General features: G+C 73.2%; 26 protein-coding genes, 1 pseudogene and 1 riboswitch. Of the genes and pseudogenes, 14 read left to right on the top strand and 13 right to left on the bottom strand.

Translation table 11 applies throughout. The features are described 5' to 3' along the window. Positions 1–45 precede the first annotated feature (45 nt). Positions 46–1,404 (top strand): NAD(P)/FAD-dependent oxidoreductase, encoded by a 1,359-nt coding sequence (locus ACFYNO_RS13045; RefSeq protein ID WP_388010064.1) that lies wholly within the window; start codon positions 46–48, stop codon positions 1,402–1,404. A 68-nt stretch (positions 1,405–1,472) separates the two neighbouring features. Here ACFYNO_RS13045 and ACFYNO_RS13040 read toward each other — a convergent pair whose 3' ends face one another. Then, the gene (locus tag ACFYNO_RS13040) at positions 1,473–2,825 is read right to left on the bottom strand and encodes an aminotransferase class I/II-fold pyridoxal phosphate-dependent enzyme (RefSeq protein ID WP_388010062.1); all 1,353 of its coding nucleotides are present in this window, start codon (positions 2,823–2,825) and stop codon (positions 1,473–1,475) included. A gap of 35 nt (positions 2,826–2,860) precedes the next feature. Between ACFYNO_RS13040 and ACFYNO_RS13035 the strand changes: the two genes are divergently transcribed. From ACFYNO_RS13035 to ACFYNO_RS13015, 5 genes are all read left to right on the top strand, one after another. Continuing rightward, positions 2,861–3,544 carry a pyridoxamine 5'-phosphate oxidase family protein gene (locus tag ACFYNO_RS13035; RefSeq protein WP_388010059.1) on the top strand — a complete coding sequence of 228 codons (684 nt, stop codon included), beginning with the start codon at positions 2,861–2,863 and terminating at the stop codon, positions 3,542–3,544. Then, positions 3,538–4,164 (top strand): FMN-binding negative transcriptional regulator, encoded by a 627-nt coding sequence (locus ACFYNO_RS13030; protein WP_388010056.1) that lies wholly within the window; start codon positions 3,538–3,540, stop codon positions 4,162–4,164. Before ACFYNO_RS13035 ends, ACFYNO_RS13030 begins: the two co-directional genes overlap by 7 nt. A 41-nt stretch (positions 4,165–4,205) precedes the next feature. Then, complete coding sequence (locus tag ACFYNO_RS13025) at positions 4,206–5,663, top strand: sugar porter family MFS transporter (RefSeq protein ID WP_388010053.1); 1,458 nt, start codon at positions 4,206–4,208, stop codon at positions 5,661–5,663. 147 nt (positions 5,664–5,810) lie between these two features. Then, positions 5,811–6,497, top strand: a complete 687-nt coding sequence (locus tag ACFYNO_RS13020) for a dienelactone hydrolase family protein (protein ID WP_388010050.1) — start codon at positions 5,811–5,813, stop codon at positions 6,495–6,497. 181 nt (positions 6,498–6,678) lie between these two features. After that, a complete protein-coding gene (locus ACFYNO_RS13015) occupies positions 6,679–7,956 on the top strand; it encodes an MFS transporter (protein WP_388010047.1) in 1,278 nt (425 codons plus the stop codon). A gap of 71 nt (positions 7,957–8,027) precedes the next feature. On the opposite strand, the pseudogene ACFYNO_RS13010 reads toward ACFYNO_RS13015, so the two are convergent. Beyond that, positions 8,028–9,152, bottom strand: a pseudogene (locus ACFYNO_RS13010) (MFS transporter); the annotation flags it as partial. A gap of 70 nt (positions 9,153–9,222) precedes the next feature. Between ACFYNO_RS13010 and ACFYNO_RS13005 the strand changes: the two are divergent. Both ACFYNO_RS13005 and ACFYNO_RS13000 read left to right on the top strand, forming a co-directional pair. Next, positions 9,223–9,864, top strand: a complete 642-nt coding sequence (locus ACFYNO_RS13005; RefSeq protein ID WP_388010044.1) for a TetR/AcrR family transcriptional regulator — start codon at positions 9,223–9,225, stop codon at positions 9,862–9,864. Between the two features lie 81 nt (positions 9,865–9,945). Beyond that, positions 9,946–10,188, top strand: coding sequence for a hypothetical protein (locus tag ACFYNO_RS13000; RefSeq protein WP_388010041.1), 243 nt, complete (start codon positions 9,946–9,948; stop codon positions 10,186–10,188). 55 nt (positions 10,189–10,243) lie between these two features. Here ACFYNO_RS13000 and ACFYNO_RS12995 read toward each other — a convergent pair whose 3' ends face one another. Genes ACFYNO_RS12995 through ACFYNO_RS12970 form a run of 6 tightly spaced genes read right to left on the bottom strand, consistent with a single transcriptional unit; the run spans position 10,244 to position 14,825 of the window. Beyond that, positions 10,244–11,266, bottom strand: coding sequence for a methyltransferase domain-containing protein (locus tag ACFYNO_RS12995; RefSeq protein ID WP_388010038.1), 1,023 nt, complete (start codon positions 11,264–11,266; stop codon positions 10,244–10,246). Between the two features lies 1 nt (position 11,267). Further along, a complete protein-coding gene (locus ACFYNO_RS12990; RefSeq protein ID WP_388010035.1) occupies positions 11,268–11,534 on the bottom strand; it encodes a Rieske (2Fe-2S) protein in 267 nt (88 codons plus the stop codon). Continuing rightward, complete coding sequence (locus ACFYNO_RS12985) at positions 11,531–12,349, bottom strand: iron-containing redox enzyme family protein (protein ID WP_388010032.1); 819 nt, start codon at positions 12,347–12,349, stop codon at positions 11,531–11,533. The genes ACFYNO_RS12990 and ACFYNO_RS12985 overlap by 4 nt, the downstream gene beginning before the upstream one ends. After that, complete coding sequence (locus tag ACFYNO_RS12980) at positions 12,346–13,125, bottom strand: dihydrodipicolinate synthase family protein (RefSeq protein ID WP_388010029.1); 780 nt, start codon at positions 13,123–13,125, stop codon at positions 12,346–12,348. The genes ACFYNO_RS12985 and ACFYNO_RS12980 overlap by 4 nt, the downstream gene beginning before the upstream one ends. 19 nt (positions 13,126–13,144) lie before the next feature. Next, on the bottom strand, positions 13,145–13,642 hold the full coding sequence (locus ACFYNO_RS12975) for a DUF6190 family protein (protein ID WP_388010026.1): 498 nt from the start codon (positions 13,640–13,642) through the stop codon (positions 13,145–13,147). Further along, positions 13,632–14,825, bottom strand: a complete 1,194-nt coding sequence (locus tag ACFYNO_RS12970) for a pyridoxal phosphate-dependent aminotransferase (protein ID WP_388010023.1) — start codon at positions 14,823–14,825, stop codon at positions 13,632–13,634. The genes ACFYNO_RS12975 and ACFYNO_RS12970 overlap by 11 nt, the downstream gene beginning before the upstream one ends. A 388-nt stretch (positions 14,826–15,213) precedes the next feature. Here ACFYNO_RS12970 and ACFYNO_RS12965 point away from each other — a divergent pair, with 388 nt between their 5' ends. After that, positions 15,214–15,837 carry a TetR/AcrR family transcriptional regulator gene (locus tag ACFYNO_RS12965; protein WP_388010020.1) on the top strand — a complete coding sequence of 208 codons (624 nt, stop codon included), beginning with the start codon at positions 15,214–15,216 and terminating at the stop codon, positions 15,835–15,837. A 43-nt stretch (positions 15,838–15,880) separates the two neighbouring features. On the opposite strand, the gene ACFYNO_RS12960 is transcribed toward ACFYNO_RS12965, so the two are convergent. Together ACFYNO_RS12960 and ACFYNO_RS12955 are read right to left on the bottom strand one after the other, a co-directional pair. Further along, on the bottom strand, positions 15,881–16,456 hold the full coding sequence (locus tag ACFYNO_RS12960) for a YceI family protein (protein WP_388010017.1): 576 nt from the start codon (positions 16,454–16,456) through the stop codon (positions 15,881–15,883). 49 nt (positions 16,457–16,505) lie between these two features. Then, positions 16,506–16,838, bottom strand: coding sequence for a rhodanese-like domain-containing protein (locus ACFYNO_RS12955; protein ID WP_388010014.1), 333 nt, complete (start codon positions 16,836–16,838; stop codon positions 16,506–16,508). Positions 16,839–16,943: 105 nt separating this feature from the next. Here ACFYNO_RS12955 and ACFYNO_RS12950 point away from each other — a divergent pair, with 105 nt between their 5' ends. Together ACFYNO_RS12950 and ACFYNO_RS12945 are read left to right on the top strand one after the other, a co-directional pair. Beyond that, a complete protein-coding gene (locus ACFYNO_RS12950; protein ID WP_388010011.1) occupies positions 16,944–17,417 on the top strand; it encodes a MarR family winged helix-turn-helix transcriptional regulator in 474 nt (157 codons plus the stop codon). A 251-nt stretch (positions 17,418–17,668) separates the two neighbouring features. After that, complete coding sequence (locus tag ACFYNO_RS12945; RefSeq protein ID WP_388010008.1) at positions 17,669–17,860, top strand: YegP family protein; 192 nt, start codon at positions 17,669–17,671, stop codon at positions 17,858–17,860. 35 nt (positions 17,861–17,895) lie between these two features. Here the strand turns inward: ACFYNO_RS12945 and ACFYNO_RS12940 are convergent, their stop codons facing one another. Both ACFYNO_RS12940 and ACFYNO_RS12935 read right to left on the bottom strand, forming a co-directional pair. Continuing rightward, positions 17,896–18,705, bottom strand: coding sequence for a CPBP family intramembrane glutamic endopeptidase (locus ACFYNO_RS12940; protein WP_388010005.1), 810 nt, complete (start codon positions 18,703–18,705; stop codon positions 17,896–17,898). Between the two features lie 50 nt (positions 18,706–18,755). Continuing rightward, a complete protein-coding gene (locus tag ACFYNO_RS12935) occupies positions 18,756–20,258 on the bottom strand; it encodes a glutamate-cysteine ligase family protein (protein WP_388010002.1) in 1,503 nt (500 codons plus the stop codon). Between the two features lie 344 nt (positions 20,259–20,602). On the opposite strand from ACFYNO_RS12935, the gene ACFYNO_RS12930 reads away from it, so the two are divergent. Both ACFYNO_RS12930 and ACFYNO_RS12925 read left to right on the top strand, forming a co-directional pair. Continuing rightward, positions 20,603–21,199, top strand: coding sequence for a hypothetical protein (locus ACFYNO_RS12930; protein WP_388009999.1), 597 nt, complete (start codon positions 20,603–20,605; stop codon positions 21,197–21,199). Positions 21,200–21,471: 272 nt separating this feature from the next. Then, positions 21,472–21,660, top strand: a complete 189-nt coding sequence (locus tag ACFYNO_RS12925; RefSeq protein WP_388009996.1) for a DUF5999 family protein — start codon at positions 21,472–21,474, stop codon at positions 21,658–21,660. A gap of 59 nt (positions 21,661–21,719) precedes the next feature. On the opposite strand, the gene gcvP is transcribed toward ACFYNO_RS12925, so the two are convergent. Next, positions 21,720–24,620 carry an aminomethyl-transferring glycine dehydrogenase gene (gene gcvP / locus ACFYNO_RS12920; RefSeq protein ID WP_388009993.1) on the bottom strand — a complete coding sequence of 967 codons (2,901 nt, stop codon included), beginning with the start codon at positions 24,618–24,620 and terminating at the stop codon, positions 21,720–21,722. A 229-nt stretch (positions 24,621–24,849) separates the two neighbouring features. Continuing rightward, positions 24,850–24,955: riboswitch (glycine riboswitch) on the bottom strand. A gap of 168 nt (positions 24,956–25,123) precedes the next feature. Between gcvP and ACFYNO_RS12915 the strand changes: the two genes are divergently transcribed. Next, a complete protein-coding gene (locus ACFYNO_RS12915; protein WP_388009990.1) occupies positions 25,124–26,272 on the top strand; it encodes a PRC and DUF2382 domain-containing protein in 1,149 nt (382 codons plus the stop codon). The last annotated feature ends 138 nt before the right edge of the window (positions 26,273–26,410 follow it).

Genomic DNA, 26,410 nt, shown 5'->3' with positions numbered 1-26,410 from the left:
TGCCGGACCTCCCCGGTTCAGCGGCCAGCGGCGAAGGAAGTAGTGATGGAACGTCCTCGGATCCTGATCGTCGGCGGCGGTTTCGCCGGACTGGAGTGCGCCCGCCGGCTGGAGCGCAAGCTCGCGTCGTCGGAGGCCCAGATCACCCTGGTCACGCCCTTCAGCTACCAGCTCTACCTGCCGCTGCTGCCGCACGTCGCGGCCGGGGTGCTGACTCCGCAGTCGGTGGCGGTCTCGCTGCGCCGCACGCTGCGCCGCACCGACATCATCCCGGGCGGCGCGATCGGTGTGGACCCGCGCTCCAAGGTCTGCATCATCCGCAAGATCACCGGCCAGGAGGTCGTGGAGCGCTACGACTACCTGGTGCTGGCCCCCGGCAGCGTGACCCGCACCTTCGACATCCCCGGCCTGACCGACCACGCCCGCGGCATGAAGACGCTGGCCGAGGCGGCCTACGTGCGCGACCACGTGATCGCCCAGCTGGACCTGGCGGACGACACCGCGGACCGCACCGAGCAGGAGTCCCGGCTGGGCTTCGTGGTGGTCGGCGGCGGCTACGCCGGCACCGAGACGGCGGCCTGCCTGCAGCGGCTGACCACCGCGGCGCTGGACCGCTACCCCCGCCTCGACCCGCGGCTGATCAAGTGGCACCTGATCGACATCGCCCCGAAGCTGATGCCCGAGCTCGGCGACCACCTGGGCAGCCGGGCGCTGCGGGTGCTCCGCGACCGCGGCGTCGAGGTCTCGCTGGGCGTCTCGGTGGCGAAGGTGGACGACACCTCGGTGACCTTCACCGACGGCCGGGTGGTGCCCTCCCGCACGCTGATCTGGACGGCCGGCGTGGCCGCCAGCCCGCTGATCGGCACCCTGGACGCCGAGACGGTGCGCGGCCGGATCGCGGTCACCGCCGAGATGCGGGTGCCGCAGTTCGAGGGCGTCTTCGCGCTCGGCGACGCGGCCGCCGTGCCGGACCTGGCCAAGGGCGACGGCGCGGTCTGCCCGCCCACCGCCCAGCACTCGGCCCGGCAGGGCCGCCGGGTGGCCGACAACCTGGTGGCCGCGCTGCGCAACCAGCCGCTGGAGGCCTACTACCACAAGGACCTGGGCCTGGTGGTGGACCTGGGCGGCAAGGACGCGGTCTCCAAGCCGGTGGGCGTGGAGATGACCGGGGTGCCGGCCCAGCTGGTGGCCCGCGGCTACCACCTGATGGCGATGCGGACCAACGTGGCGAAGTTCCGGGTCGGCTGCAACTGGCTGATCAACGCGACGGCCGGCGACGACTTCGTGCGCACCGGGTTCCTGGCCCGCCAGCCCGCCCGGCTGCGGGACTTCGAGTACACCGACGTCTACCTGTCGAAGGACCAGGTCCGCGAGCACGCCGAGGCGCTGCGGGCGAAGGGCTGACGGACCGCCGGCGGCGGGCGTCCCCGGTGGGGGCGCCCGCTCGTTGCGTCCCGGACCGCCGGCGCGGCTCAGACCGCCCGCGAGGCCGCCGCCCCGGTGCCCAGCACCGCCGCCAGGTCGGCCGCCAGCCGCGGCGCCTGCGCCGGATCCAGCGGCGCCACCGTGATCCGCAGCCCGGGCGGCGACTGCATCCGGAACCGTGCACCGGGCAGCACCGACCAGCCGTGCTGCAGCAGCCCGACCACCGCGGCGGTCTCCTCCGGCACCGGCACCCAGACGTTCAGCCCGCTCGCCCCGTGCGCGCGGATGCCCTGCGCGGCGAGCGCGGCGAGCAGCGCGTCCCGGCGCTCGCGGTAGGCGGCGGGGACGCCGGCGGGCGCGGCGCCGTGGGTGCGCCAGAGCTCGGCCGCGGTGCGCTGCAGCAGGTGGCTGACCCAGCCGGTGTCCAGCCGCTGGCGGCCGAGCAGCCGGTCGATGGTCTGCGGGTCGCCGGCGGCCACGCCGAGCCGCAGGTCCGGGCCGAAGGCCTTGGCGGCCGAGCGGATCACCAGCCAGTGCGCGGTGGCCGGCTGCCGGTCCGGGCCGAGGCCGATGCTGTGGAACGGCAGCTCGGTGATGCCGTGCCCGTGGTCGTCCTCCAGCAGCAGCACCTCGGGGTGGCGGGCGAGCACGGTGCGCAGCTCGGCGGCCCGCCCGGCGGTGACGGCGGCGCCGGTGGGGTTCTGGGCGCGGCTGGTGACGATCACCGCCCGGGCGCCGGCGGCCAGCGCGGCGGCGAGGGCGGCCGGGCGCGGCCCGGCGTCGTCGAGGGCCATCGGCAGGGGCCGCAGGCCGTGGGCGGCGACCAGGTCGATCACGCTGGCCCAGCCCGGGTCCTCCACGGCCACCTGGTCGCCGGGCCGCAGCAGCACCGCGAGGGTCCGGTCGATGGCGTCCAGCGCGCCCGCGGTGACGGCGAGGCTGCCGTCCGGCACCCCGTCGGCGCGGAAGGCGGCGCCGGCCAGCTCGATCAGCCCGGGGTCGGCGACCGGGTGGCCGTAGAGCACCGGCTCCCGGTCGGCGGCCGCGCCCGCGGCGGCCAGCGCGGCGCCGAGCGGCGGCAGCAGCGCCGGGTCGGGGTTGCCCGCGGCCAGGTTGCGCACGCCGGGCGGGACGGTGAGCGAGACCTGGTCGCGGTAGGTGGTGGCCGGGCGGGGGCGGATCTTGCTGCCCTTGCGCCCGCCGGTCTCGATCACTCCGCGGTCGCGCAGCAGCCGGTAGGCGGCGGCGACGGTGTTGGGGTTGACGCCGAGGTCGGCGGCGAGCTCCCGCAGCGGGGGCAGCGCCTCGCCGGGCTGCAGCGACCCGTCGGCGACCGCGCGTTCGACGTCGGCGGCGATCTCCGTGGCGCGCCGACCCTGGATCCGATACTCTCCTAGCACAAAGTTAAGTATGCACTAGTACATAGGGGGTTGTCATGCCGGACGCGCCGGACGACCAGCAGTACGCCCGCACGGCCCGGACCACGCCGACCCGGTACCGCGAGCGGGCCGACTGGGAGAAGGCCGCGATCCACGCGGTGCTGGACAGCGCCTGGGTCTGCCACCTGGGCTTCGTCGCCGACGGTGCGCCGGTGGTGCTGCCGACCATCTTCGCCCGGGTCGGCGACCGGCTCTACGTGCACGGCTCCACCGGCAGCCGCCCCCTGCGCGCCGCCGGCGCCCCCGGCGGGATGCCGGTCTGCATCACCGTCACCCAGGTCGACGGGCTGGTGCTGACCAAGTCGGCCTTCAACCACTCCGTCAACTTCCGCTCCGTGGTGGCCCACGGCACGGCCGAGCAGGTCACCGACCCGGCCGAGCTGGCGGTCGCGCTGGACGCGCTGGTGGACCACGCCGTGCCCGGCCGCTCCGGCGACGTGCGGCGGGCCAACCCCAAGGAGCTGGCCGCGACGGCCGTGCTGCGGCTGGTGCTGGACGAGGTCTCCGCGAAGACCCGCGACGACCTCGCCGACGACGACGAGGAGGACCTGGGCCTGCCGTACTGGTCCGGCGTGGTCCCGGTCCGCACCGTCTACGGCGCGCCGGTGCCGCACCCGGGCACCGAGCGGGAGCTGCCGGAGTACCTGCGGGACTTCCGGGCCGGCGGTGCGGCATGCTGATCCGCTCCTGGGACCGGGGTGACGAGCAGGAGTGGCGGGAGTGGCTGGCCGGGCGGGACTTCGGCCTGCTGGCGGCCAACAACCCGGACGGCGGCCCGCTGCTGGTCCCCACCCACTTCCTGCTGGCCGGCGCCGAGATCCTGCTCCACCTGGCCGCGCCCAACCCGCTGTTCGCCGCCGTCCGGGCCGACCCCCGGGTCACCCTGGCGGTGACCGACGACTACGCCTTCGCCCCCGGCACCTGGCGCGCCACCGGCGTGCCGACCAGCTACTACGCCTCGGTGCAGTTCGACTGCACGGCCGAGGTGCTGGACGGCGCGGCCGAGAAGGCCGACATCCTCAACCGCCAGCTGGCGCACTTCCAGCCCGAGACCCCGGACCGCCGGGTGGTGCCGGGCGAGGAGCCGTTCGGCCACCTGCTGAGCGGCATCCGGGGCCTGCGGCTGACGGTGCGCCAGGCCCGGGCCAAGTTCAAGTACGACGACAAGGCGCCCGTGGAGCACCAGGCGGCCGCCGCCGAACGGCTGGCCGAGCGCGGCGCGGCGGGCGACGCGGGTGCCCGGGCGCAGCTGCTGCGCCGCCACGCACGGCGTACCGCGGTCCCACCGGTGGCGGACTGACGCCGGGTCAATCCGGGCATTCCGGGTAGGCGGCTGATCTGATGGTCAGGTGTCCAGCCTGTCCGCTCCCCGGGAGGTCAGCCGTGTCCAGGACCGCGTCACCCACGCAGCAGGCCGACAACTCACACCTCGGCCACGTCGTCTTCATCTCGGCCGCCGCCGCGATGGGCGGCTTCCTCTTCGGCTATGACAGCGCCGTGATCAACGGCGCGGTCACCGGCATCCAGAAACACTTCCACGTCGGCCACGGTGAGACCGCCTTCGTGGTGGCGATCGCGCTGCTCGGCTCGGCGGCCGGCGCGGTGGCGGCCGGCTGGCTGGCCGACCACCTGGGCCGGGTACGCACCATGCTGCTGGCGGCCGTGCTCTTCGCGATCAGCGGCGTCGGCTCGATGTTCCCGCCCAGCGTGCAGGTGCTGGGCACCTGGCGGGTGCTGGGCGGCATCGCGATCGGCATCGCCTCGGTGATCGCACCCACCTACATCGCCGAGGTGGCGCCGACCGCCTACCGCGGCCGGCTGGCCTCCTTCCAGCAGATGGCGATCGTGCTCGGCATCACCGTCTCCCAGCTGGCCAACTGGGCGCTGAACAACGCGGCGGGCGGCGAGTCCACCAACCACCTCGGCCCGGTGCAGGCCTGGCAGTGGATGCTCGGCGTGGAGACCGTGCCGGCCCTGGTCTACGGGGTGATGGCACTGGCCATCCCGGAGTCCCCGCGCTACCTGATCGCCACCGGCCGGGAGCAGAAGGCCCGCCAGGTGCTCGCCGAGGTGGAGGGCCCCGGGGTGGACCTGGACTCCCGGGTGGCGCAGATCGAGTCCGTGCTGCGCAGCGAGCACAAGCCGCGGCTGAGCGACCTGCTGGGCGGACGGGGCTGGCTGCTGCCGATCGTCTGGGTGGGCATCGGCGCCTCGGTCTTCCAGCAGTTCGTCGGCATCAACGTGATCTTCTACTACTCCTCGGTGCTCTGGCAGTCGGTCGGCATCAACGAGAGCAACTCGCTGCTGATCAGCCTCTCCACCTCGATCGTCAACGTGATCGGCACAGTGATCGCGATGGCCCTGGTGGACCGGATCGGCCGCAAGCCGCTGGCGCTGGCCGGCTCGATCGGCATGGCGCTCTCGCTGGGCACGGCCGCCTGGGCGTTCTCCTACCGCACCGGAACCGGGGACAGTGCCACCCTGCCCAGCGTCCAGGGCACCGTGGCGCTGGTCGCGGCGCACGTCTTCGTGCTCTGCTTCGCCTTCTCCTGGGGCGTGGTGGTCTGGGTGCTGCTCGGCGAGATGTTCCCCAACCGGATCCGGGCGCTGGCGCTCTCGGTGGCGGCCTCGGCGCAGTGGCTGGCCAACTGGGCGATCACCGTGACCTTCCCGAGCCTGGCCAACTGGAACCTCTCGGCGACCTACGTGATCTACGCCTGCTTCGCGCTGCTCTCGGTGCCGTTCGTGGCCTTCTGCATCAAGGAGACCCGGGGCAAGGCGCTGGAGGAGATGGGCTGACCCACCGTCACCACGGGGTCCGCGGTCCATCAGGCGACACGTGGATGGCGGGTCAGGAAACTGTCGGACGCCCGGCCCGCCGCCCACATACCATCGTGCCCGCGGGCCGCCTGGGCCCTTCCGACCGCGCAGATGGGGCTTGGACACGTGGGAGCGCAGAACGTCACCTTCTCCAGCAGCGGGAAGCTGGCGCACGGCTACCTGGCGCTGCCGCCGCAGGGCACCGGGCCGGGCCTGCTGGTGATCCAGGAGTGGTGGGGCCTGACCACCCACATCACCTCGCTCGCCGACCGGTTCGCCGCCGAGGGCTTCCTGGTGCTGGCCCCGGACCTGTACGGCGCGGAGGCCACCCACGACCCGGCGGTGGCGGCCGAGCGGAAGGCCGCGCTGCCGGTCGAGGGCGCGGTGCGGGACCTGGCCGGGGCGGTGGACTTCCTGCTCGAGCACCCGGGGATCGTCGGGGACGCGGTCGCGGTGGCCGGCTTCTGCATGGGCGGCGGCTTCGCGCTGCGGCTGGCCGTGCAGGAGGGCGAGCGGGTGGCGGCCGTGGTGCCGTTCTACGGGCTGCCGCGCGAACCCGGCTTCTCCTACCAGGGCCTGACCGCCCACGTGCTGGGCCACTTCGGGGAGCACGACAGCACCATCCCGGTGCCGGTGGTGGACGAGGCGGCGATGCTGATCGGCGAGGCGACCGACCGCCGCCCGGAGATCCACTTCTACCCGGCCGGGCACGCCTTCATGAACGACGAGAACCCGCGCGGCACCTACGACCCGCTCCAGGCCGGCATCGCCTGGCGCCGCACCCTCAGCTTCCTGCGCGGCCACCTGAGCTGACGCACCGACCGGCAGAACCCGACTGACGAGTAGCAGCCCTGACAGGGAATGAACCGACTTTCGATCAGCTGACCATCGTTTCCGGACCGGAATTGACGGGTACCACCATCAACCTGTCAACAGCTGTTCATCCCTGTCCCTGGCGTGGACCCCCCTCCATGCCACTGTCATAGTCGGGCGAATGCCGAAACTGACCCATTTCCGCGTCCCCCACCGCGCGTGGGCGGGTCGCTCCTACCGGATCCACACCGCCGCGACCGTGGTCAGCGGCCTCGGCAACGCGGGCGCGCCGATCGCCACCGCGTTCGCGGTGCTGCGGATGGGCGGCGGCGCCGCCGAGATCGGCTGGGTCACCGGCGCCCGGCTGGCCGCCACCGTGCTCTTCCTGCTGGTCGGCGGCGCGCTCGCGGACCGGCTGCCCCGGCAGCGGGTGATGGTCGCCGCCAACCTGGGCAACGCGCTCTCCCAGGCGCTGCTCGCGGTGCTGGTGCTGACCGGGCAGGCCCGGCTCTGGCAGGTGGTGCTGCTGGCGGCGGCCAACGGCATCGGGCTGGCCTTCTTCGCGCCCGCCTCCGAGGGCATGGTGATGGAGTCGGTGGACCAGCGGCACGCGCCCCGGGCCTTCGCGCTCTTCCGCACCGCGCTCAACTCCTCGCAGATCGTCGGCGCGGCGCTCGGCGGTGCGCTGGTCGCCGCGGTCGGGCCCGGCTGGGTGCTGGCGCTGGACGCGGCCGGGCTGGCGGCGGCGGGCGGGCTGCGGGTCTTCCTGCGGGCCGCCGCGCCGGTGCCGCGCGGTCCCGGACCCGGGATGCTGGTCGAACTGCGGGAGGGCTGGCAGGAGTTCCGCTCGCGGCGCTGGCTCTGGGTGGTGGTCGTGCAGTACGGCGTGGTGAACGCCTGCCTGATCGCCGCCGAGTCGGTGCTCGGGCCGCTCGTCGCCGACCTGCGGCTGGGCGGGCCGCGCCCGTGGGGGCTGGCCAACGCGGCGATGGGCGCGGGGTTGGTGGCGGGCGGGCTGCTGATGGTCCGCTGGCAGCCGCGCCGGCTGCTGCTGGCCGGCACCCTGGGCGTGCTGATGTTCGGCCTGCCCTCCGCCGTGCTGGCCGCCGGGGCCGGGCTGCCGCTGGTGGCGGCCGCGATGTTCGCCTCCGGGGTCGGCGGCACGGTCTACGGGGTGAGCTGGATGATCGCCCTGCAGCAGGAGATCCCCGCGGCCCGGCTCTCCCGGGTCGCCGCCTACGACTGGTGCGGCTCGGTCGCCCTGGCCCCGGCCGGCACCGCGGCCGCCGCTCCGCTGGCCGGCGGGCTCGGCCTGGACGGCGCGCTCTGGGCCAGCGCGGCGGTGATGACCGCGCTCTCGCTGCTGGTGCTGGCCGTGCCGGAGGTGCGCGAGCTGGTCCGCGGCACCCCGGCGGCCGCGCCCGCCGAGCCCAAGCGGCTGGAGCCGGTCACCGCCTGACCGGTCCGCCCGGCCAGCAGCACCCCGGCCAGCACCAGCAGCCCCGCGCCCGCCAGGTAGGGCGCCCGCAGCCCGTAGGCGTGCGCCAGCGGGCCGGCCAGCGCCGCGCCCACCGCGCCCGCCCCGCTGGCCACCAGCTGGTAGGCCATCCCGACCCGCCCCAACAGCTCCGCCGGCACCAGCTCCTGCCGGAGCGTCACGGCGGCGATGGTGAAGAGCGCGCCCAGCGCGCCGTACCCGACGGTGCAGCAGAAGGCCAGCGGCCACCAGCCGGTCGCCGCCGCCCCGCCCAGCGCCAGCCCGGCGCCGATCGGCCCGAGCACCAGCACCCGGGCGCGGCCGAACCGCGCCACCGCCGGACCGGCCGCCAGCGCGCCGGCCACCCCGCCCACCGCCGAGCAGGTCTCCAGCAGGCCGAACCCGGTGGCACCCAGGTGCAGCACCTCGCGGACGTAGAGCACCAGCAGGGCCAGCACGATGCCGAGCACCAGGTTGGCGGCGGCCGTGGCCAGGCAGAGCGCCCGCACCACGGGCTGGCGGCGCAGCCAGCCCACGCCCTCGGCCATCTCCGCGAACAGCCCGCCGGTCCGGCGGGCCGCCTCCGGCGCCGAGCGCCCGCCGGCGCCGCCGGGCACCGCGAGCACCAGCAGCGCGGCGGCCGCGAAGCTCAGCGCGTCGACCGAGAACGGCGCCAGCGCGGCCGCGCCGAACAGCAGGGTGCCCAGCGGCGCGCCCAGGATCGAGCCGCTGACCAGGGCGCTCGCCTGCAGCCGTCCGTTCGCCCGGGTCCGGCCGGCGAGCGGCACCACGGCCGGCACGGCGCCGGTCCAGCCGGCGGTGTAGCAGGTCTGGCCGCAGCCGAGCAGGAAGCCGAGTACGGCCAGCAGCGGCACGCCGACCGCGTGCAGCGCGACCGCCACCGCGAAGCCGCCGGCCAGCGCGGCCCGCAGCAGGTCGACGGCGGCGAGCAGCCGGGCCCGGTCCACCCGGTCCGCCAGCGCGCCGGCGGGCAGGCTGAACAGCAGCCAGGGCAGCTGTTCGGCGGTGGCGACCAGCGCGAGGTCGCGCGGATCGCCGGAGATCCTGGCCGCCAGCAGCGGCAGCGCGACCGCCCGCATCCCGTCGCCCAGGCTGGAGACGGTGACCGCGCCCCAGAGCAGAGTGAATCGCCGACCCAGCGGCTCCCCCGAAAACATGAACCAGACTTTGGTTCATGTTTTACCCCCTGTCAAGATAGACCCCTGCCGGCCGTCCGAGAGGAACCCGATGCCCGAGCCCGCCGCCCTGCCCGCGCTGCCCGGCGCCCTGCGCACGCCGCAGCAGGCCCGCAGCCGCGAGAAGGTCGCCCGGATCCTGGCCGCCACCGCCCGGCTGCTGGAGGAGCTGCCGCCCGACGAGCTGGGCACCAAGCTGATCGCCGCCGAGGCCGGCGTCTCGATCGGGGTGCTCTACCGCTTCTTCCCGGACAAGCAGGCGATCATCGTCGCCCTCGCCGCCGACTGGCTGGAGCAGTTCGTCAGCATCGCCGAGCAGGCGGTGGCGGATCCGCTGCCCGCCGACCCGGCCGAGCTGACCGGCCGGCTGCTCGACGCGCACGCGGGCTTCCGGCGCGAGCAGCCCGGCTTCCAGCGGCTCTGGTACGGCAGCATGCCGTGGGCCGCGCTGCGCGAGGAGGACGAGCGCAACGACCGCGAGCTCGCCGAGCTGATCCGCGGGGCCCTGGTGCGCGGCTACGGCTACCCCGACACGCCCGAGTTCGGGCGCCGCACCCACCTGGCCGTCAAGGCCGCCGGCCAGCTGCTCAACCTGGCCTTCGAGCAGGATCCGCAGGGCGATCCCGGCATCCTGGCCGAGCTGCGGCTCATGCTGGAGCGCTGGGTGCTGGGCCGGTCCGTCACCCAGGGGTGACGGTTCATCCGAACAGCGCAACCTTCCGGGCCCGACACGGGTCCTATCCGGCGGGGGCCGCCGTTCCGGGAGGGAGAACCGTTGCCACGACGCTTGTCGCCCACGCTGTCCGACGGACCGTCGGACGACTCCGGGCCGGAGGGTGGCTGCTGGCTGGTGGAGCTGGCCGGGGTGGACGGGCGCCGCTACGCCTACCGGGTCTACGCCGGGCGGGCGGCGCTGCCCGGCGACCTGTTCTGGTCCGCCCTGCACCACCACGACGAGGGGCCGCACCCGCGTGCCCTCGACCTCTTCGACACCGCCTCGATCCGCCGGATCGGCTGACGGCACGCGGAGGGGGCAGCCCGCCGCGGACGGGCTGCCCCCTCGAAGGCTCGGCTCAGGCGGTGCTCTGGGCGAAGCTCGCGGTGGTCGAGCCGTCCCGGCCCGAGATCACCCGGCCCTCCCAGCGGTAGCCCTGCCGGAAGGTGTGCTCCGAGCCGGTGGAGAGCCGGCTGAAGGTGACCGCGATCCGGTCCCCCGGTTCGACCGGGACGGGCGTCTCGATCGGCAGGTAGCAGTGCTTCCAGCTGTCCGAGGTGGTCCGCTGCCCGATCGCGTCCCCGGAGATGTCCAGCGCCACGGTGTCGGACAGGGTCGCGGTGAAGTACCCCTTGAAGCCGGTGAACCGGCCGGGGCGGCGGCAGGCGTAGACCAGCGGCACCCGGTAGTCGGAGGGCTCCGGAGCGGCCGTCAGGTCGAACGCCCGCAGCAGCCTGGGCGCGGCCAGGTAGCCGGAGAGCGGCAGGATGGTGTCGTAGTAGAGGTCGAAGGCGCTGCGCGAGCCGCGCCGGGCCAGCAGCGCCGCGAACTCCCCGGCGCCGCCCGCGTCGGCGGGCCGGCCCTCGCACAGCAGCCCGTGCGCCCGTTCGGCCGCCACCGGCACCAGGTAGCTCTCCACCCGGCTGGGCAGCATGCTGCCGCCCGGGCGCAGGAACCGCTGCCGGGCGTCGCCCAGGATCGCCGGGGCGTTCTCGTTGTCGGCGAGGTTGCCCAGGATCTCCGAGATCACCAGGTCCACCCGCCCGGGCAGTTCCAGGTCGAAGGAGAGCCCGTGCAGCGGGACGAACCGCTCCCCCAGGCCGGCCGCGGTCAGCCGCTGGACCGCCGAGTCCAGGATCGACTTGTTGAGGTCGATCCCGTAGACCCGGGCGGCGCCGGCCTCCAGCGCCCAGCGGGCCAGGATGCCGGTGCCGGTGCCCAGGTCCAGCACCGTGTCCCCGGGCCGGACGGCCTCGGTGACGGCTGCCCGGTAGGCGTTCATCCGCAGTTGGTCGCCGAGCATCAGATCGTGGAACTCGTCGCTCCAGTCGAGCAGTTGCTCGGAGGCGGGCAGCCAGGGCTGCTCCAGCTCGTACTCCATCTCAGCCCTCCTCGGCCGGTCCGGCGCGGTGCACGGTCAGCGGGTCGGCGGCCGGGCCGGCCAGCACGCAGCCGGTGGCCAGGTCGAAGGAGGTCCGGTGCAGCGGGCAGGTGATCCGCAGGGTGCGGGCGTTGACGTAGCCGTGCACCATCCGGCCCTTGCGGTGCGGACAGGCGGCGTCGATCACGAACTCCTGTCCGGCGACCCGGACCCGGACCAGGTCGCGGCCCAGCTCCTCCACGGTGGCCTCGTCCTCGGGTCCGGTCATGCCGGCACCTCCGCCCGGACCCGCTCGACGGCCGCCTCGAAGGCGGTGCCGAGCAGGTCGGAGACCAGCAGCGCCCCGGCCCACAGCTTGCCCGCGTCCAGCCCGCGCGCCGCCTGGAGCTCGCGGATCGCGGTCTGCATCTCCTCCCGGTGGAAGGTGTCGATGTGCAGGTGCTCGGTGTAGTAGGTGCCGTGCGCCAGGCCGAGCCGGGCGCAGGCCCGGGCCTGCACGGTGAAGGCGTCCGGGATGCTCGCCTCCAGGTAGGCCAGCGCGCCCAGGAAGTACTCGATCTCGGGCGCGCGCTGGGTGAGCCAGTAGAAGACGTTGAGGAAGCCGTAGGTCTCCTCGGAGGTGCTCTCCAGGAAGTCCTCCAGCTCCTGCGGCAGCCCGAGTTCGGCCAGCAGCAGCAGGTAGAGCCGGGAGTGCGACTGGTGGAGGTTGCCGCAGCCGAACTCGTCGATCAGCACCCGCATCACGGCCATCTGGGCCCGGATCGGCAGCCGCGGCACGGCCGGGAAGAAGTTCTGCGCCTCGGTCAGCCCGTCGAGCGCGAACTCCCGCACCACGCGGGCGAACTGCTCCCGGGTGGCGTGCTCGGCCAGGTACTCCCCGGCCGGGGTGCCGGCCCGCTCCTCGTCCAGCAGTCCGGCCAGCGCGGCCAGCCAGTCCTGCCGGGTGGTGACCTCGGCGGCCCGATCGGCCAGCTTGGCCAACTTGGGTGCCAGCCATTCCTGTTCGATCGTCAGGAGCCGGTCCAGCACCTCCCGGTCCGGCAGCGAGCGGTTGAGCAGGAAGAGCTGCCGCTGTTCGCTCACGGCGCCACCTGCCGGGGGCTGGAGAGCACTCCGCGCCGGTGCAGCTCCTCCTTGATCGGCACGTACCAGTCCTCCCGGTCCAGCCCGTACTGCTTGCACAGGGCCAGCAGCTCCGGCAGCCGGTCGGGCGCCGGATCCCGGAACAGCTCGGCGCAGAAGGCCGGTTCGACGCAGGCCAGGGCGATCACGTAGCCGTCCACCGGCCCGGAGTCCAGCAGCAGCTCCTCCATGCCCTGGTAGACCGGCACGCCCGGCTCGGCGGCGATCAGCTCCCGGATGAACTCCACGCTGTTGGAGGAGTCCTTCACGCCGACCACTCCGGGCAGCCGGCAGATCTCCAGCAGGGTCTCCAACTCGGTGGTGTTCTTGGACAGTTCGGTCTCGTGGTAGACCAGCACCGGGAGCCCGGCAGCGGCCAGTGCGGCGTAGTGGCCGACCATCTCCCGCTGGTCCACCCCGGGCCCGTAGGGGGTGGTGGCCACCACGGCCGAGGCACCCAGCTCCCTGGCCCAGCCGATCCGCTCCACCACCTCGGCGGTGGTGGGCAGTTCGATGCCGGCCAGCACCGGGACGCCCTCGGCGTGCCGCACCGTCGCGGCGACCATGTCCCGCCACTGCCCGGGCGTCAGCGCCCAGCCCTCGCCGGTGCTCAGCGTGGCCAGCAGCGCCGCCACGTGCTCCCGCAGCGAGCCGACCAGCCGCGCGACGTCCGGTTCGGCCACGGCCCCGGCAGGGGTGAGCGGTGTCACCAGCGCCGCAGTCACTCCGCGATACATGTGCTCAGCTCACTTCCGGTCAGAGTGCGGCTACGGGCAGGCGGAGCGCCAGCGACTGCTGGTACAGGCTCTCCAGGGGTTCCGGGAAGGCGAGTTCGGGTCCGGCGGGCGGCGCGGCGACCTGCTCCTCGGTGCCGCCCAGCAGCCGGGGACTGACGGTGCGCAGCCTCCCCCGCCGGTTGCGCACCATGGCGAGCAGCAGCCGCTCGTGCATCGGCAGCGCGCTCGGCCCGGCCAGCCCCAGCCGCAGGTCCTCGGCGTCGTACGGCACCCGGTCGATCTCCATGTCGGTGTGCAGCACGTCCATGAACGGGTAGTAGGCGTCCTGCACTTCGCGCGGGAACCGCCAGACCAGGTCGTCGCAGCGGCCCACCTGCTCCAGGCTCATGGTGACCCGCCCGGTCAGCCGGGCCGCGAAGTACGACTTGCAGGCGATCCGGATCCGCTCGTCGGCGCTGTTCATCCCGAGGAACAGCGCCGCGTCCACGAACTCCGGGGCGGGCCCCTCAGGCCGCATGGCCGTCGAGCAGCCGGCGGGTCAGCGCCATCGCGTCGGCGAACATCTGCGGGTCGCGGGCCAGCGCGATCCGCACGTAGGAGTCGCCCTTGCCGGGCTCGTTCCAGTAGAAGTAGCGGCCGGGCAGCACGTAGACGCCCTGGGCGTAGAGCAGCTTCTGCAGCTCGGTGGCGGAGAGTTCGGGGTGGTCGACCCGGAACCAGGCCACGCTGACCTTGGCCACCGGCTCCTGGTACTCCAGGATCGAGCCGTCCAGCGCCTTGCGCGCCGTCTCCCGGTTGCGCTCCAGCACGTCGCGCACCGAGCGCATCGCCTCCTCGCGGGCGTCGTCCACGTACTCGGCGAGCATGTTGAGGACGAACGGCGAGACGTTCAGCAGCACGCTGGTGTGGATGTTGTAGACGGCCTCGGCGATGTCGTCGCTGGCGGTGATCATCGCGGCCTTGGCGTCCTGGATCGGCCAGGTCTTGCCGGTGTCCTCGATCGCCAGGTACGAGACGCCGGACTCCTCCAGCAGCTCGTAGATGTCGAACCGGGCCAGTTCGGGGTCGTCGAGGGTGAAGGACGCGAAGCAGAAGTCGATCAGCAGCAGCTTGTCGTGGTCCTTGCAGAACCGGACCACCTCCTCGAAGCCGCGCCGGCCGTACTGCAGCAGGGTGAACCCGGTGGGGTTGTTCGGGTCCACCAGGAAGAGCGCGTCGGTCTTCACCCGGCGCTTGAGCTCGGAGTAGATCCGGTCCGGGTCGTGCAGCGCCTCCTCGTCCAGCGGGTAGGTGGCCACGCCCAGGTTGGCCAGCACGTCGTGCAGGTTGTCGAAGCAGGGCTCCAGCAGGGTGACCGCCATCCGCCGCTGCTTGAGGAACATGCCGGCGACCATGGTGGAGATGGAGGCGGCGTAGGAGAGCAGCGTCTTCTTCTTGGCCAGCGCGGTGGGCTGCCGGTGCAGCCGGAAGAAGGCCTCGATGAACTTCTGCTCGTAGCTGGCCTGCAGGCCCTCCTCCGACTCGAACCAGAGGTCGGAGAGGCGGGAGACGATCTGCCGCTGGCGCTCGGACTGCCGCTGGTGGGTGTGGGCGTCGGCGAGGTTGTAGCGGGACTTCAGGGCTTGGATCTCATGCTGGGTCAGGTCCAGCAGACCGACCGGGTCGAGGGTGGTGCGCACGTCGTCCTGGTGCTCGTTCATGCTGCCTCCAGTCCCCACGGCACTGTGGTGACTTCCGATTCGGGCGCACGCCGGCCCGGCGTGCGGGGGAGTACATGATGTGGCGCAGGGTGGGGCCCACTCGGATCGGCTCGGAACGAGTGGGGCGGGGGAGTAACGGCTCACTGTGCTCGTCGCACGGGACTCACCTGTAACCGGACCGCAGTCCGTTAGCGCGACTATGGCATACGCCCCCGAGGTGAACAAGATTGAGTCCTGGGACGGGGCGATGCGTGAGGCAATGTCCGTTCTGTCTCCCGCCCAGCGGGGCGGACGGCAAACTCACGTACCATCACCCAGAACTGATAGACCAGTACAAGATCCCAGCGCCCGCTGCCGAGTCGGATCCCAGAGTCAACGGGAGCGTCAGATGAGCGAATCCGCCGACGTCGACCTGATCGAGATCCGCCGGAGCCCGCCGAAGGAGCGGGCCGACGCCTCGCGCAACCGGCTGCGCATCCTCACCGCGGCCGCCGAACTGTTCGGCGAGCACGGGGTGGACGGGGTCTCGCTGGACGCCATCGCCGCGGCCGCGGGCGTCGGCAAGGGCACCGTGTTCCGCCGGTTCGGCAGCAAGGCCAACCTCGCCGCGGCACTGCTGGACGCCCAGGACAGCGAGCTGCAGGCCCGGATCCTGTTCGGGCCGCCGCCGCTCGGCCCGGGCGCGCCGGCCGCCGAGCGGATCCTCGCCTTCATCCAGGCCTACCTCGAACTGCTCTTCCGCAACCTGGAGCTGGTCAGGCTGTCGGAGACCGCGGCGCCGAGCGCGCGGTACCAGGTGGGCTCGTACCAGTTCTGGCGGCGGCACCTGGCGCTGCTGATCGCCGAGGCCCGCCCCGAGCTGGACGCGGAGATCGCCGCGCACGCCCTGCTGGCTCCGCTGGGCGCCGACCTCCAGTACGCGCTGGCCGGCGCCGGCCACTCCCCCGACCGGATCGCGCCGACCCTGGTCCGCCTGGTCGCGGACCTGCTGGGCTGCGAGGACACGCGGTAGCGGGCCCGGTACTGGCGTACCGGACCCGCTGCGCCATGGCGGGTCAGACCTGCCGGACGGCCTCCAGGTCGAGCACCAGCTCGATCTCCTTGGAGACCAGCACGCCGCCGGTCTCCAGGACCATGTTCCAGGTCAGGCCCCAGTCCTCGCGGTTGACCTTGCCCTTGGCGGAGAAGACGATCCGGTCGTTCTCCCACGGGTCGCGGGCGTAGCCCAGGTACTCGACGTCCAGGGTGACCGAGCGGGTCACGTCCTTGATCGTCAGGTCGCCGACCAGCTTGCCCTCGACGCCGTTCCAGCTCACCGAGGTGGACTCGAAGACGGCCTTCGGGTACTTCTCCGCCTCGAACAGGTCGGCGGACTTGATGTGGTCGTCCCGCGACTGGTCGCCGGTCGACAGGCTGGTCACGTCGATGACCGCGGAGACCTTGCTGTCCTCCGGGCGCTCGCCGATCTCGACGGTGGCCTCCACCGAGGTGAACCGGCCGCGGATCTTGGTGAGCATGAAGTGACGGCCCACGAAGCCGACCTCGGCGTGGCCGGGGTCGAGCTTCCACGTGCCGGCGGCCGGCAGCTCGACGCCGTCGACCGAGCGGGTGGGTGCGGATGCGCTACTCATGGCAATCGGTCCTTCTCCTCGGGGTGCCTGCGTCGGGGGTGCGAGGGGTTCAGGCGCGCGGGCCCGACTCGGTCGGCAGGCCGGCCTCGACCCAGTCCTTCTTGCCGGCCTCGTACTTGCGCACGCCGGTGTAGCCCAGCTCCACCAGGCGGTCGGCCGCGATGCCGGAGTTGGGGCAGGTGCTGTCGCTGCAGTAGACGACGATGTCGGCCGCCTTGTCGGTCAGCAGCGAGCCGGCCAGCGTGTCCACGTCGTCCAGCGGGAAGCAGTGGGCGCCGGGCAGGTGCTTGTCCTCGAAGTACTGCGCCGGCAGCGCCTCGAGCACGGTGGCACCGTTCTCGATCAGCTTCTGGACCTCTTCGCGCGCGACGATCTGGGCCATCGGTATTTCCCCTCCTGTGGGTCGGTGACGCGTACCCGTACTGTGCGTCCGCACACACTTTAACAAGTGCGTGCGGACGCACGCAAGCGCCGCTAGAGTGGGGCTGTGAGCAATGGTGATACGACGAGCCTCGACGCCTGGCGGGCCCTGCTGATGGCACACAGCGCGGCCGTCCGCGCCATCGAGGCGGACGTGCAGCGTGGCGGGACCGTCCCGCTCACCTGGTACGACGTGCTGCTGGAACTGCGCGCCGCCGGGGCCGACGGGCTGCGGATGCAGGAGCTCTCCGACCGGGTGGTGCTCAGCCGGACCAGGGTGAGCCGGCTGGTGGACGAGATGGCCCGGGTCGGCCTGGTCCGCAAGCAGCAGGACGGCACCGACAAGCGGGTGAACTGGGCCAGCATCACCGAGGAGGGCGCCCAGGCCCTGCGCGAGACCGCGCCGGTCTACCTGCGCAGCATCCACCGGCACTTCTCCGCCTACCTCACCGAGGAGGAGACCCACGTGCTGGCCGAGGCGCTGCTCCGGGTCGCGCAGGGCGACCGCGCCGAGGTGGAGTGGGGCCGCCGCCGGCCCTGAGCCCCGTGGACCGGCTGTTCATCGTCCGTGGACCGGCGGTGGACAGCCTGGCCGGCGCCCGCCAACGGTGACCCTGACCGCCGGCACCGGGGCCGCCGGCCTCCGGGACGCCTCGGTCACGGCCCCGCCCCCGCTGACGGCCGGACCCCGAACGGCCGCCACCCGCCCGGATCAACTGCCCTGCGTACCAGAGGGTCTGAGCTTACGTTGAGCGGAGGGGGCGGCCACCACACAGAGAGGTGCCTATCACCATGGCAGGCAAGTTCGAGCTCTACACCGACGACAGCGGCATGCACCGGTTCCGGCTCAAGGCGAGCAACGGTTCGGTGGTCGTGGTCGGCGACGCGCACGAGACCCGTGAGGACCTGCTGAAGAACATCGAGTCGCTGCGCAAGCTCGCGCCCTACGCCAAGGTGCACGAGACGGCCGGCGCCCCGGCCTGAGCCCACCGCGTCCTGACCGCCCGGCCGACGGGCGGTCAGGACAGGTTGTCCAGCCAGCTCACGTGGCCGACCAGCAGCGCGTAGCCGACGAAGGCCGTGGTGTCGATCAGCGCGTGCGCGGCCACCATCGGCATCACCCGGCCCCAGCGGCGGTAGAGCAGCACGAAGACCAGGCCCATCGCCACGTTGCCCACGAACCCGCCGAGGCCCTGGTAGAGGTGGTACGAGCCGCGCACCACGGCGCTGGCGACCAGTACCGCCCGCCCCGACCAGCCGAGCTGGTCCAGCCGGCGGACCAGGTAGCCGAGCACCACCACCTCCTCCAGCACCGCGTTCTGGCAGGCCGAGAGCACCAGCACCGGGATCCGCCACCAGACGTCGGGCAGGCCGGTCGGCACCACGTTGAGGTTGGCGCCGGCCGCCCGGGAGCCGAAGTAGAGGGCCAGCCCGGTGCCGCCGATCACGGCCGCCACCAGCGCGCCGCGTCCCAGGTCGGAGAGCTTGCGGCGCAGGTCGAAGCCGAGCACCCGCAGCGAGCTGCCCTCGCGCAGCAGCAGGTAGCCGACCAGCACCACCGGCATCAGGCCCTTGGCGATGTAGTAGAGCTGGTAGGCCAGGTCGAGCCAGGGCCGGCCGGGCGCCGCCGAGGCGTTCAGCGAGGCCTTCTGATGGTTCAGCGCGACGTTCAGGGTGGCCGAGTCGATGAAGCTGATCACCGCGTAGACGCCGCTGGCGCCCAGCGAGAGGCCGAGGACGATCAGCAGCTCCGCGCCGAGCAGCCGGCGCCGCCGGTCACCGGGCGGCGGCAGCAGGTCGTCGGGCTGGGCGGGCGGCGCGATCGTCATGGCGGATCATCTTGTCACACCTCCCTGAGCCGTCCCGGGACGGCGGACGGTCAGCCCACCGGCCAGTTGTGCACCGGTTCGCCGGCCCGCATCAGCTCCATGTAGCGGCGGGTCATGGTGGCCAGCGCGGTGGCCCGGTCCATCCCGTGCCGCTCGCGCAGCTGGTGCACGGTGGCCGCCTGCCAGGCCGCGCCGTTGGTCCGGCGCAGGCAGCGCTGCTCGATGATGCCCAGGTAGCGGTCCCGGTCGGCGGGCTGCACGCCCCACTCGTCCAGGCCCTGGTAGGCCAGCGGCAGCAGTTCGCCGAGCACCAGGTCGACCACCGGCACCTCGGCCGGCCCGCCCTTGGCGCCGCGCCCGGCCCGCGGCCAGCGGACCACGCTGTCGATGCCGTAGCGGGCGGCGGTGTGGAAGTTCTCGTCGGCGACCGCGAACGGCAGCCGGTTCCAGACCGGGCGCGGCTGCTCGGCCAGGGCGCGCACCAGTCCGTAGTAGAAGGCGGCGTTGGCCAGCGTGTCGGCCACCGTCGGGCCGGCCGGCAGGCAGCGGTTCTCCACCCGCAGGTGCGGCACGCCGTCGGCCACGTCGTAGATCGGGCGGTTCCAGCGGTAGATGGTGCCGTTGTGCAGCTTCATCTCGAACAGCCGGGGCACCCCGCCGGAGGCCAGCACCTTGGCCGGGTCCTCGTCGTCGCAGATCGGCAGCAGCGCCGGGAAGTACCGCAGGTTCTCGGCGAACAGCTGCTCCACCGAGTCCACCCAGCGCTCGCCGAACCAGGTGATCGGCCGCACCCCCTGCGCCTTCAGCTCGGCCGAACGGGTGTCGCAGGCCTGCTGGAAGAGCACCGGGCGGGTCTCCCGCCACAGCTCCCGGCCGAACAGGAAGGGCGAGTTGGCGCCGAGCGCGACCTGCACGGCGGCGATCGCCTGGGCCGCGTTCCAGACCGGCGCGAACCGGTCGGGGGTGACCTGGAGGTGCAGCTGCAGCGAGGTGGCGGCGGCCTCGGCGACCATGCTGACCGAGTCCAGCTGCAGGCGCTCCACGCCCTCGATGTCCAGCGCGATGTCCTCGCCGCGGGCGGCCATGATCTGGTCGCTGAGCAGGCTGTAGCGGTTGTTGTGGCTCATCGCGTCCAGCCCGGTGTGCTGTACGTCCAGGGTCGGCAGCACGCCCACCATGATGATCCGGGCGCCGGCCTCGGCGGCCCGCCGGTCGGCGTAGCGCAGCCCGGTGTCCAGCTCCTCCCGCAGTTCCTCGAAGACATGGCCGCTGAGCTGGTGCGGGGCGATGTTGACCTCGATGTTGAACCGGCCCAGCTCGGTCTGGAAGTCGGTGGAGCCGATCGACTCCAGCACCTGGTCGTTGGTGAGCAGCGGCAGCCCCTGGTCGTCCGCCAGGTTGAGCTCGATCTCCAGCCCGAGCACCGCCCGCGGCCGGTCGAACCGGCCCTCGCGGAGCATCCGTTCCAGCGCCTCCTGACAGGACTGCAACTTACGGCGGTAGTGCTGTCGGTCCGACAGCTCCGCCCTGGTGGTGGTGACCTTCTCCCCCACTGGTTGCCCCCTTCGCCCGCTCGACAGTGCCCTGCATCATGCCCATCCGGAAGATCGATACCCGAGGGCGGCCAATGCCTTGCGGCACAAGGGAACTGACGGTTTCTCACGCCTTCGCCGACTTGCCGAACGGCACGGAAGGTGATAAACAGGTCACCCTGCGCACTTGTTCGAGTGGGCTTCGAGCCGCCTCCGCCGCACCGGACACGATCCGGTGCGGCCGACCGCTGCCATGGGGCCCGCCCGCGCGCACAGCCCCGCGATCACGCCCAACCGGACCCGGCCCCGCGCCACGCCGGTATGCCGCTTTCGCACGCCGATCTCGCATGGAGAGGCGACCCGCCATGACCCTGCAGACCCCCCAGCCACCGCCGAGCGCCCTGCGCGCCGTGCTGGCCGCACTGAACTCGGAGGCCGCACTGCGGCAGCCGGGCGCGGCGGCCGCCCTTCGAAGTACCGCGGGGCAGCTCCAGCCGGCCCATCCGCTCGCCGTCCACCAACTGCCGCCCGGGACCGCCACGGCCCGGGCGCTGGCCACCGCGCCGCGCACCGGCTGGCGGTTCCTGGTCAAGCACGGCACGGCGGTGGTGGCGGCGGCCGAGGTGGCCAAGTCCACCGAGGGGCACACCTTCGCGCACTTCGCGGCCGGCCCGTACCTGGACTCCACGGTGCGGGCGCTGGCCGAGGCCTGGCAGCTGGTCCAGCCGCTGAAGACCGTCTACCGGGCCCGGCTGCTCTCCATCCCGGGCCACTACTCCACCGCCCTGTGGCTGCACGCGGTGGAGGCCGACCCGGCGGCCGACCTGCTGCTGCCGCTGGCTCCGGCCCCGCTCGGGATCACCGCCCACCACGCCTATCCGGCGGACGAACTGCTCGCCCGGCTGGCCCGCCGATCAGCCCGGGCGGTCGCCGTCCCGCTCCCCGGCACCGCTGTCGCCTGACGGCTGCTCACCCGCACGGACTATCCAGGGCCACCCGGCCTGACCATCGCCGGGTGGCCCGTCGGCGTCCCCGGGGTCACTCGGGACCATCTGAATGGGTGATCTCTGACCCGTAGTTGTGGCGCGAGTCACCAAAAGGGCTGCGCAACGGCGATCGGGCGCGGACACTGGAGGCAGCGTGGCAGGACCACCTGTCCTACCCACGGAGGCGCCGGTTCACACCTGCGTTCCGCTGCGGGGGGCGCGAAACGTGAAGTGAAGCGAGGTACCACATGTGCCAGCACCGACCCGAGTGTCCGTCGGCCGACTCCCCTGACCGTGAGGCGGCGGTTCCCGTCGCCCGCCACCCCGAGCAGGGCTGGAGCCTGCTCTGCAACGGGGTGCTGCTCTTCGAGGACACCGGCGAGCTGCTGCCGGACGGCCGGGTGATCGCGCCGCGCCGCTCGCTGCTGGCCGCCTGACGGAACGCCGGAGCCCCCGCGGTCGTGACCGACCGCGGGGGCTCCGGCGTTCAGCGGCCTCAGACGCCGTACTCGTCCAGCGGCGGGCAGGAGCAGACCAGGTTGCGGTCGCCGTAGGCGCCGTCGATCCGGCTCACCGGCGGCCAGTACTTGTCGGCCGGGTTGACGCCGGCCGGGAAGACCGCCTCCTGCCGCGAGTAGCCGTGCGCCCAGTCGCCGGCCATGGTGGCGGCGGTGTGCGGGGCGTTGGCCAGCGGGTTGTCGTCCGCCGCCCACTCGCCGGAGCCGACCTTCTCGATCTCGCCGCGGATCTCGATCATCGCCGCGCAGAAGCGGTCGATCTCGTGCAGGTCCTCGGACTCGGTGGGCTCGATCATCAGCGTGCCGGCCACCGGGAAGGACATGGTCGGGGCGTGGAAGCCGTAGTCGATCAGGCGCTTGGCGATGTCGTCCACGGTCACCCCCGTCTCCTTGGTGAGCGGGCGCAGGTCGATGATGCACTCGTGCGCCACCAGGCCGCCCGGGCCGGTGTAGAGCACCGGGAAGTGCGGGGCCAGCCGCTTGGCGATGTAGTTGGCGTTGAGCACCGCCACCTGGGTGGCGCGCTTCAGGCCCTCGCCGCCCATCAGCCGGACGTACGCCCAGGAGATCGGCAGGATCGCCGCCGAGCCCCAGGGCGCGGCCGAGATCGGGCCGACGCCGGTGGCCGGGCCGGCCTCCGACTGCAGCGGGTGGTTCGGCAGGTAGGGCGCCAGGTGGGCGCGGACCGCGACCGGGCCGACGCCCGGGCCGCCGCCGCCGTGCGGGATGCAGAAGGTCTTGTGCAGGTTCAGGTGCGAGACGTCCGCGCCGAACTTGCCCGGCTTGGCCAGGCCGACCAGCGCGTTGAGGTTGGCGCCGTCCACGTACACCTGGCCGCCCGCGTCGTGCACCAGGCCGCAGATCTCGGTGATCTGGGTCTCGTACACGCCGTGGGTGGAGGGGTAGGTGACCATCAGCACGGCCAGCTGCTCGCGGTGCTGCTCGATCTTGGCCTTCAGGTCCTCGACGTCCACGTCGCCGTCGGCCAGGGTCTTCACCACGACCACCCGCATGCCGGCCATCACGGCGGAGGCGGCGTTGGTGCCGTGCGCCGAGGACGGGATCAGGCAGACGTCGCGCTGGGTGTCGCCGTTGGCGTGGTGGTAGGCGCGCACGGCCAGCAGGCCGGCGAACTCGCCCTGGGAGCCGGCGTTCGGCTGGATCGACACCGCGTCGTAGCCGGTCACCTCGACCAGCTGCTGCTCCAGCTGGCGGATCAGGGTCAGGTAGCCCTGGGCCTGCTCGATCGGGGCGAAGGGGTGCAGCTGGCCGAACTCCGGCCAGGTGACCGCCTCCATCTCGGTGGTGGCGTTGAGCTTCATGGTGCAGGAGCCCAGCGGGATCATGCCGCGGTCCAGCGCGTAGTCCCGGTCCGAGAGGCGGCGCAGGTAGCGCAGCATCGCGGTCTCCGAGCGGTGGCTGTGGAAGACCGGGTGGGTCAGGTACTCGTCGGTGCGCAGCAGCGCGGCCGGCAGCGTCTCGGCGGCCTCGGCCACCTCGGCGCCGACCACCCCGAAGGCGGCCCAGACGGTCTGCAGGTGCTCGCGGGTGGTGGTCTCGTCGCAGGAGATCGAGACGCTGTCCGCGTCGGCCAGGTAGAGGTTGACGCCCTCGGCGCGGGCGGCGGCGACCACCTCGGCGGCCCGGCCCGGCACCTTGGCGGTGACGGTGTCGAAGAACTCGCCGTGCGCGAGCTCCACGCCGCCGGCCCGCAGGCCCTCGGCCAGCGCGGCCGCGTAGCGGTGGGTGCGGCGGGCGATCTCGGCCAGGCCGTCCGGGCCGTGGTAGACGGCGTACATCGAGGCCATCACGGCGAGCAGCACCTGGGCGGTGCAGATGTTGCTGGTGGCCTTCTCGCGGCGGATGTGCTGCTCGCGGGTCTGCAGGGCCAGCCGGTAGGCGCGGTTGCCGTCGGCGTCCACCGAGACGCCGACCAGGCGGCCGGGCAGCGAGCGGGCGTACTCGGCGCGCACCGCGAGGTAGCCGGCGTGCGGGCCGCCGAAGCCCATCGGCACGCCGAGGCGCTGCGAGGAGCCGCAGGCGATGTCGGCGCCCAGCTCGCCGGGCGACTTGAGCAGGGTGAGCGCCAGCAGGTCGGCGGCGACCGCGACGATCGCGCCCAGACCGTGCGCCTGCTCGATCACCGGGGCCAGGTCGCGCACCGCGCCGGAGGCGCCCGGGTACTGCAGCAGCACGCCGAAGACGCCGCGCTCGGCGATCTCGGCCGGGATGCCGGCCGAGAGGTCGGCCACGACCACCTCGACGCCGGTCGGCACGGCGCGGGTGTTGATCACCGCGATGGTCTGCGGCAGCGCGTCCGCGTCGACCAGGAAGACGCCGCCCTTGACCTTGGTGACGCGGCGGGCCAGCGCCATCGCCTCGGCGGCCGCGGTGCCCTCGTCCAGCAACGAGGAGCCGGAGGTGGGCAGGCCGGTCAGGTCGGAGACCAGGGTCTGGAAGTTGAGCAGCGCCTCCAGGCGGCCCTGCGAGATCTCCGGCTGGTACGGGGTGTAGGCGGTGTACCAGGCCGGGTTCTCCATGACGTTGCGCAGGATCACCGGCGGGGTGAAGGTGCCGTAGTACCCGAGCCCGATCATCGAGGTGAGCACCTGGTTGCAGGCCGCCAGCTCGCGCAGCTCGGCCAGCACCTGGGCCTCGCTGCGGCCGGCCGGCAGGTCCAGCGCGGTGATGCTGCGGATGGCCTCGGGCACGGCCGCGGTGGAGAGTTCACCCAGCGAGGCGTAGCCCACCTGGGCGAGCATCTTCTCCTGGGCGGCCGAGTCGGGGCCGATGTGGCGCGACTCGAACGGGCTGGCCGCTTCGAGTTCGGCGAGCGTGGCGTTGCTGCTGGAGCGACCGGCGGTCGGCTGGGCAGTCATGGTGGTCGAGGCCTCCTGGTCACGGACCGGCGGGGGCGCGCACGCACGGCCCTCGCCGCCTGGGGGAGCGGAGCGGCCGTGGCGGGCGGGCCCGACAGGCCTCCCCCTCTGTCATCGGGACCTGAGAGCTTCGCCCGCACGGGGCCGGAGCCCCGTCGGCTTGCACCGTCGGTGAGGGTGTCGCCGCCGGCTCCCTCACCGGCGGTCCTGCCCTGCTTTCCAGAGTGACCTATCCCACACGGTACGGATGCCTGAGAGATTCCGGGGAGGGTTTGCTCCTTCGGCGCCCCAGGCCCCTCGATTTCGAAGGCTGGGGACTCTCCCGAGCGGGTTCGGCGGTCGCGCCCAGGGTACCAGCGCACCCCTTGGTGAACATCGATCAGGTGGCCGATTGCACTCCCTCGAACGGCCGATGGCCTGCCCTGATGGCCGAACCCGGCTGGCTGGCGCCCGCTATGTGCCGTTTGGTGTGAATCGAGAGCGGTACCACCAGGAGGAGAAGCGTGCAGACCGACATCGACCCCCGAGACCTGATCGGGCACAAGGCCGTCGACCGCAACGGCGACAAGATCGGCACGGTGGACGAGGTCTACCTCGACGACGCTACCGGCGAACCCGAGTGGGCGGCCGTGCGGACCGGGATCTTCGGGCGGGACGCCTTCGTCCCGCTGACCACGAGCGAGTTCTCAGGCGAGGAGCTGCGCGTGCCCTACGACAAGTCGCTGATCAAGGAGTCGCCGGACTTCGGCGTCGGTCAGCACCTCTCGCCCGCCCAGGAGCTGCAGCTCTACCGCTACTACGGGCTGGACTCCCCCGCGAGCGGCAAGCCGGCCGGGGCGGCCGAGCAGCCGGACGCCGACTTCGGGCAGACCGCGCCGGCCGCTGCCGCCGCGGCCGCGGCCACCACCGCGGCGGCCCGTCCGGCCGCCGGGACACGGACCGGCGCGGCGAGCCAGCCGGCTCAGGCCGCCCCGGCGGCAGCGGCGGCTCCGGCCGCCGCGATGGCGCCGTCCACCATCGGGCTGGACAAGCCGGTCGAGCCGGTGCCCGCCCCCGTGCCGCCGGCCCCCGAACCGGAGCGCACCGCGATGGCCGGGACGGCCGCGGAGCAGAGCGCCGGCAGCATGCCGCCGGCCGGGCCGATCGAGCTGACCCTGCGCGAGGAGCGGCTGGAGATCACCAACGAGTGGCACGTGCTGGGCACCGCCCGGATGCGCAAGTACGTGGTGACCGAGCCGGTGGAGCGCCGGGTGCAGGTGGTCAAGGAGCGGGTCCGGGTGGAGCGGGTGCCGGTCGGCGAGGCCGAGCGGGCCGCGCTCTCCAGCCAGGACATCGCCGAGGCGGTGGAGGAGGTGACGCTGCACGAGGAGCGTCCGGCCGTCCGCAAGTACCTGGCGCCCCTGGAGCGGGTCCGGCTGGTGGTCGAGCGCTACACCGAGGAGCAGGTGATCAAGGACGAGCTGCGCCGCGAGCAGGTGGAGATCCACGACGAGACCGCCGGCATGCCCACCCCGGACGCGCAGCACTCCGCACACCGGCCCCCGATGAGCAACCAACCTCCCATGGGCGACCAGGCTCCGATGGGCAACCAGCCGCCGATGGCGGCCAGGCCGATGGCCGGCGCCGAGCCGGCCGAGGGCCGCTCCGCCTGAGCCGCCCCTGCCCGGTCGCGGGGGGGGGGGGGCGGGCCCCCCCGCCCCCCGCCCCCCGGGGGGGGGGGCCCCCCGCCGGGGGGGGGGGCGCGGGGGGGGGAGGCAAATTTTTTATAAAGTAGAACAATAGAGGCCGGA

This window comes from Kitasatospora sp. NPDC006697 (assembly GCF_042869935.1).
GTDB lineage: Bacteria > Actinomycetota > Actinomycetes > Streptomycetales > Streptomycetaceae > Kitasatospora.
Note: the sequence above shows the minus strand (reverse complement) of the source record. Positions and strands in the feature narration are given on the sequence as shown.

Bases quoted from the DNA above. Each gene is read 5' to 3' on its own strand.
- ACFYNO_RS12960 (WP_388010017.1), bottom strand. From the start codon at position 16,456: ATGAGTAGCGCATCCGCACCCACCCGCTCGGTCGACGGCGTCGAGCTG.
- ACFYNO_RS12945 (WP_388010008.1), top strand. From the start codon at position 17,669: ATGGCAGGCAAGTTCGAGCTCTACACCGACGACAGCGGCATGCACCGG.
- ACFYNO_RS13030 (WP_388010056.1), top strand. From the start codon at position 3,538: ATGCTGATCCGCTCCTGGGACCGGGGTGACGAGCAGGAGTGGCGGGAG.
- ACFYNO_RS12975 (WP_388010026.1), bottom strand. From the start codon at position 13,642: ATGCGGCCTGAGGGGCCCGCCCCGGAGTTCGTGGACGCGGCGCTGTTC.
- ACFYNO_RS12925 (WP_388009996.1), top strand. From the start codon at position 21,472: ATGTGCCAGCACCGACCCGAGTGTCCGTCGGCCGACTCCCCTGACCGT.
- ACFYNO_RS12965 (WP_388010020.1), top strand. From the start codon at position 15,214: ATGAGCGAATCCGCCGACGTCGACCTGATCGAGATCCGCCGGAGCCCG.
- ACFYNO_RS13025 (WP_388010053.1), top strand. From the start codon at position 4,206: ATGGTCAGGTGTCCAGCCTGTCCGCTCCCCGGGAGGTCAGCCGTGTCC.
- ACFYNO_RS13035 (WP_388010059.1), top strand. From the start codon at position 2,861: ATGCCGGACGCGCCGGACGACCAGCAGTACGCCCGCACGGCCCGGACC.
- ACFYNO_RS12930 (WP_388009999.1), top strand. From the start codon at position 20,603: ATGACCCTGCAGACCCCCCAGCCACCGCCGAGCGCCCTGCGCGCCGTG.
- ACFYNO_RS12970 (WP_388010023.1), bottom strand. From the start codon at position 14,825: ATGAACGAGCACCAGGACGACGTGCGCACCACCCTCGACCCGGTCGGT.
- gcvP (WP_388009993.1), bottom strand. From the start codon at position 24,620: ATGACTGCCCAGCCGACCGCCGGTCGCTCCAGCAGCAACGCCACGCTC.
- ACFYNO_RS13005 (WP_388010044.1), top strand. From the start codon at position 9,223: ATGCCCGAGCCCGCCGCCCTGCCCGCGCTGCCCGGCGCCCTGCGCACG.
- ACFYNO_RS13045 (WP_388010064.1), top strand. From the start codon at position 46: ATGGAACGTCCTCGGATCCTGATCGTCGGCGGCGGTTTCGCCGGACTG.
- ACFYNO_RS12940 (WP_388010005.1), bottom strand. From the start codon at position 18,705: ATGACGATCGCGCCGCCCGCCCAGCCCGACGACCTGCTGCCGCCGCCC.
- ACFYNO_RS12955 (WP_388010014.1), bottom strand. From the start codon at position 16,838: ATGGCCCAGATCGTCGCGCGCGAAGAGGTCCAGAAGCTGATCGAGAAC.
- ACFYNO_RS12995 (WP_388010038.1), bottom strand. From the start codon at position 11,266: ATGGAGTACGAGCTGGAGCAGCCCTGGCTGCCCGCCTCCGAGCAACTG.
- ACFYNO_RS12990 (WP_388010035.1), bottom strand. From the start codon at position 11,534: ATGACCGGACCCGAGGACGAGGCCACCGTGGAGGAGCTGGGCCGCGAC.
- ACFYNO_RS12980 (WP_388010029.1), bottom strand. From the start codon at position 13,125: ATGTATCGCGGAGTGACTGCGGCGCTGGTGACACCGCTCACCCCTGCC.
- ACFYNO_RS13015 (WP_388010047.1), top strand. From the start codon at position 6,679: ATGCCGAAACTGACCCATTTCCGCGTCCCCCACCGCGCGTGGGCGGGT.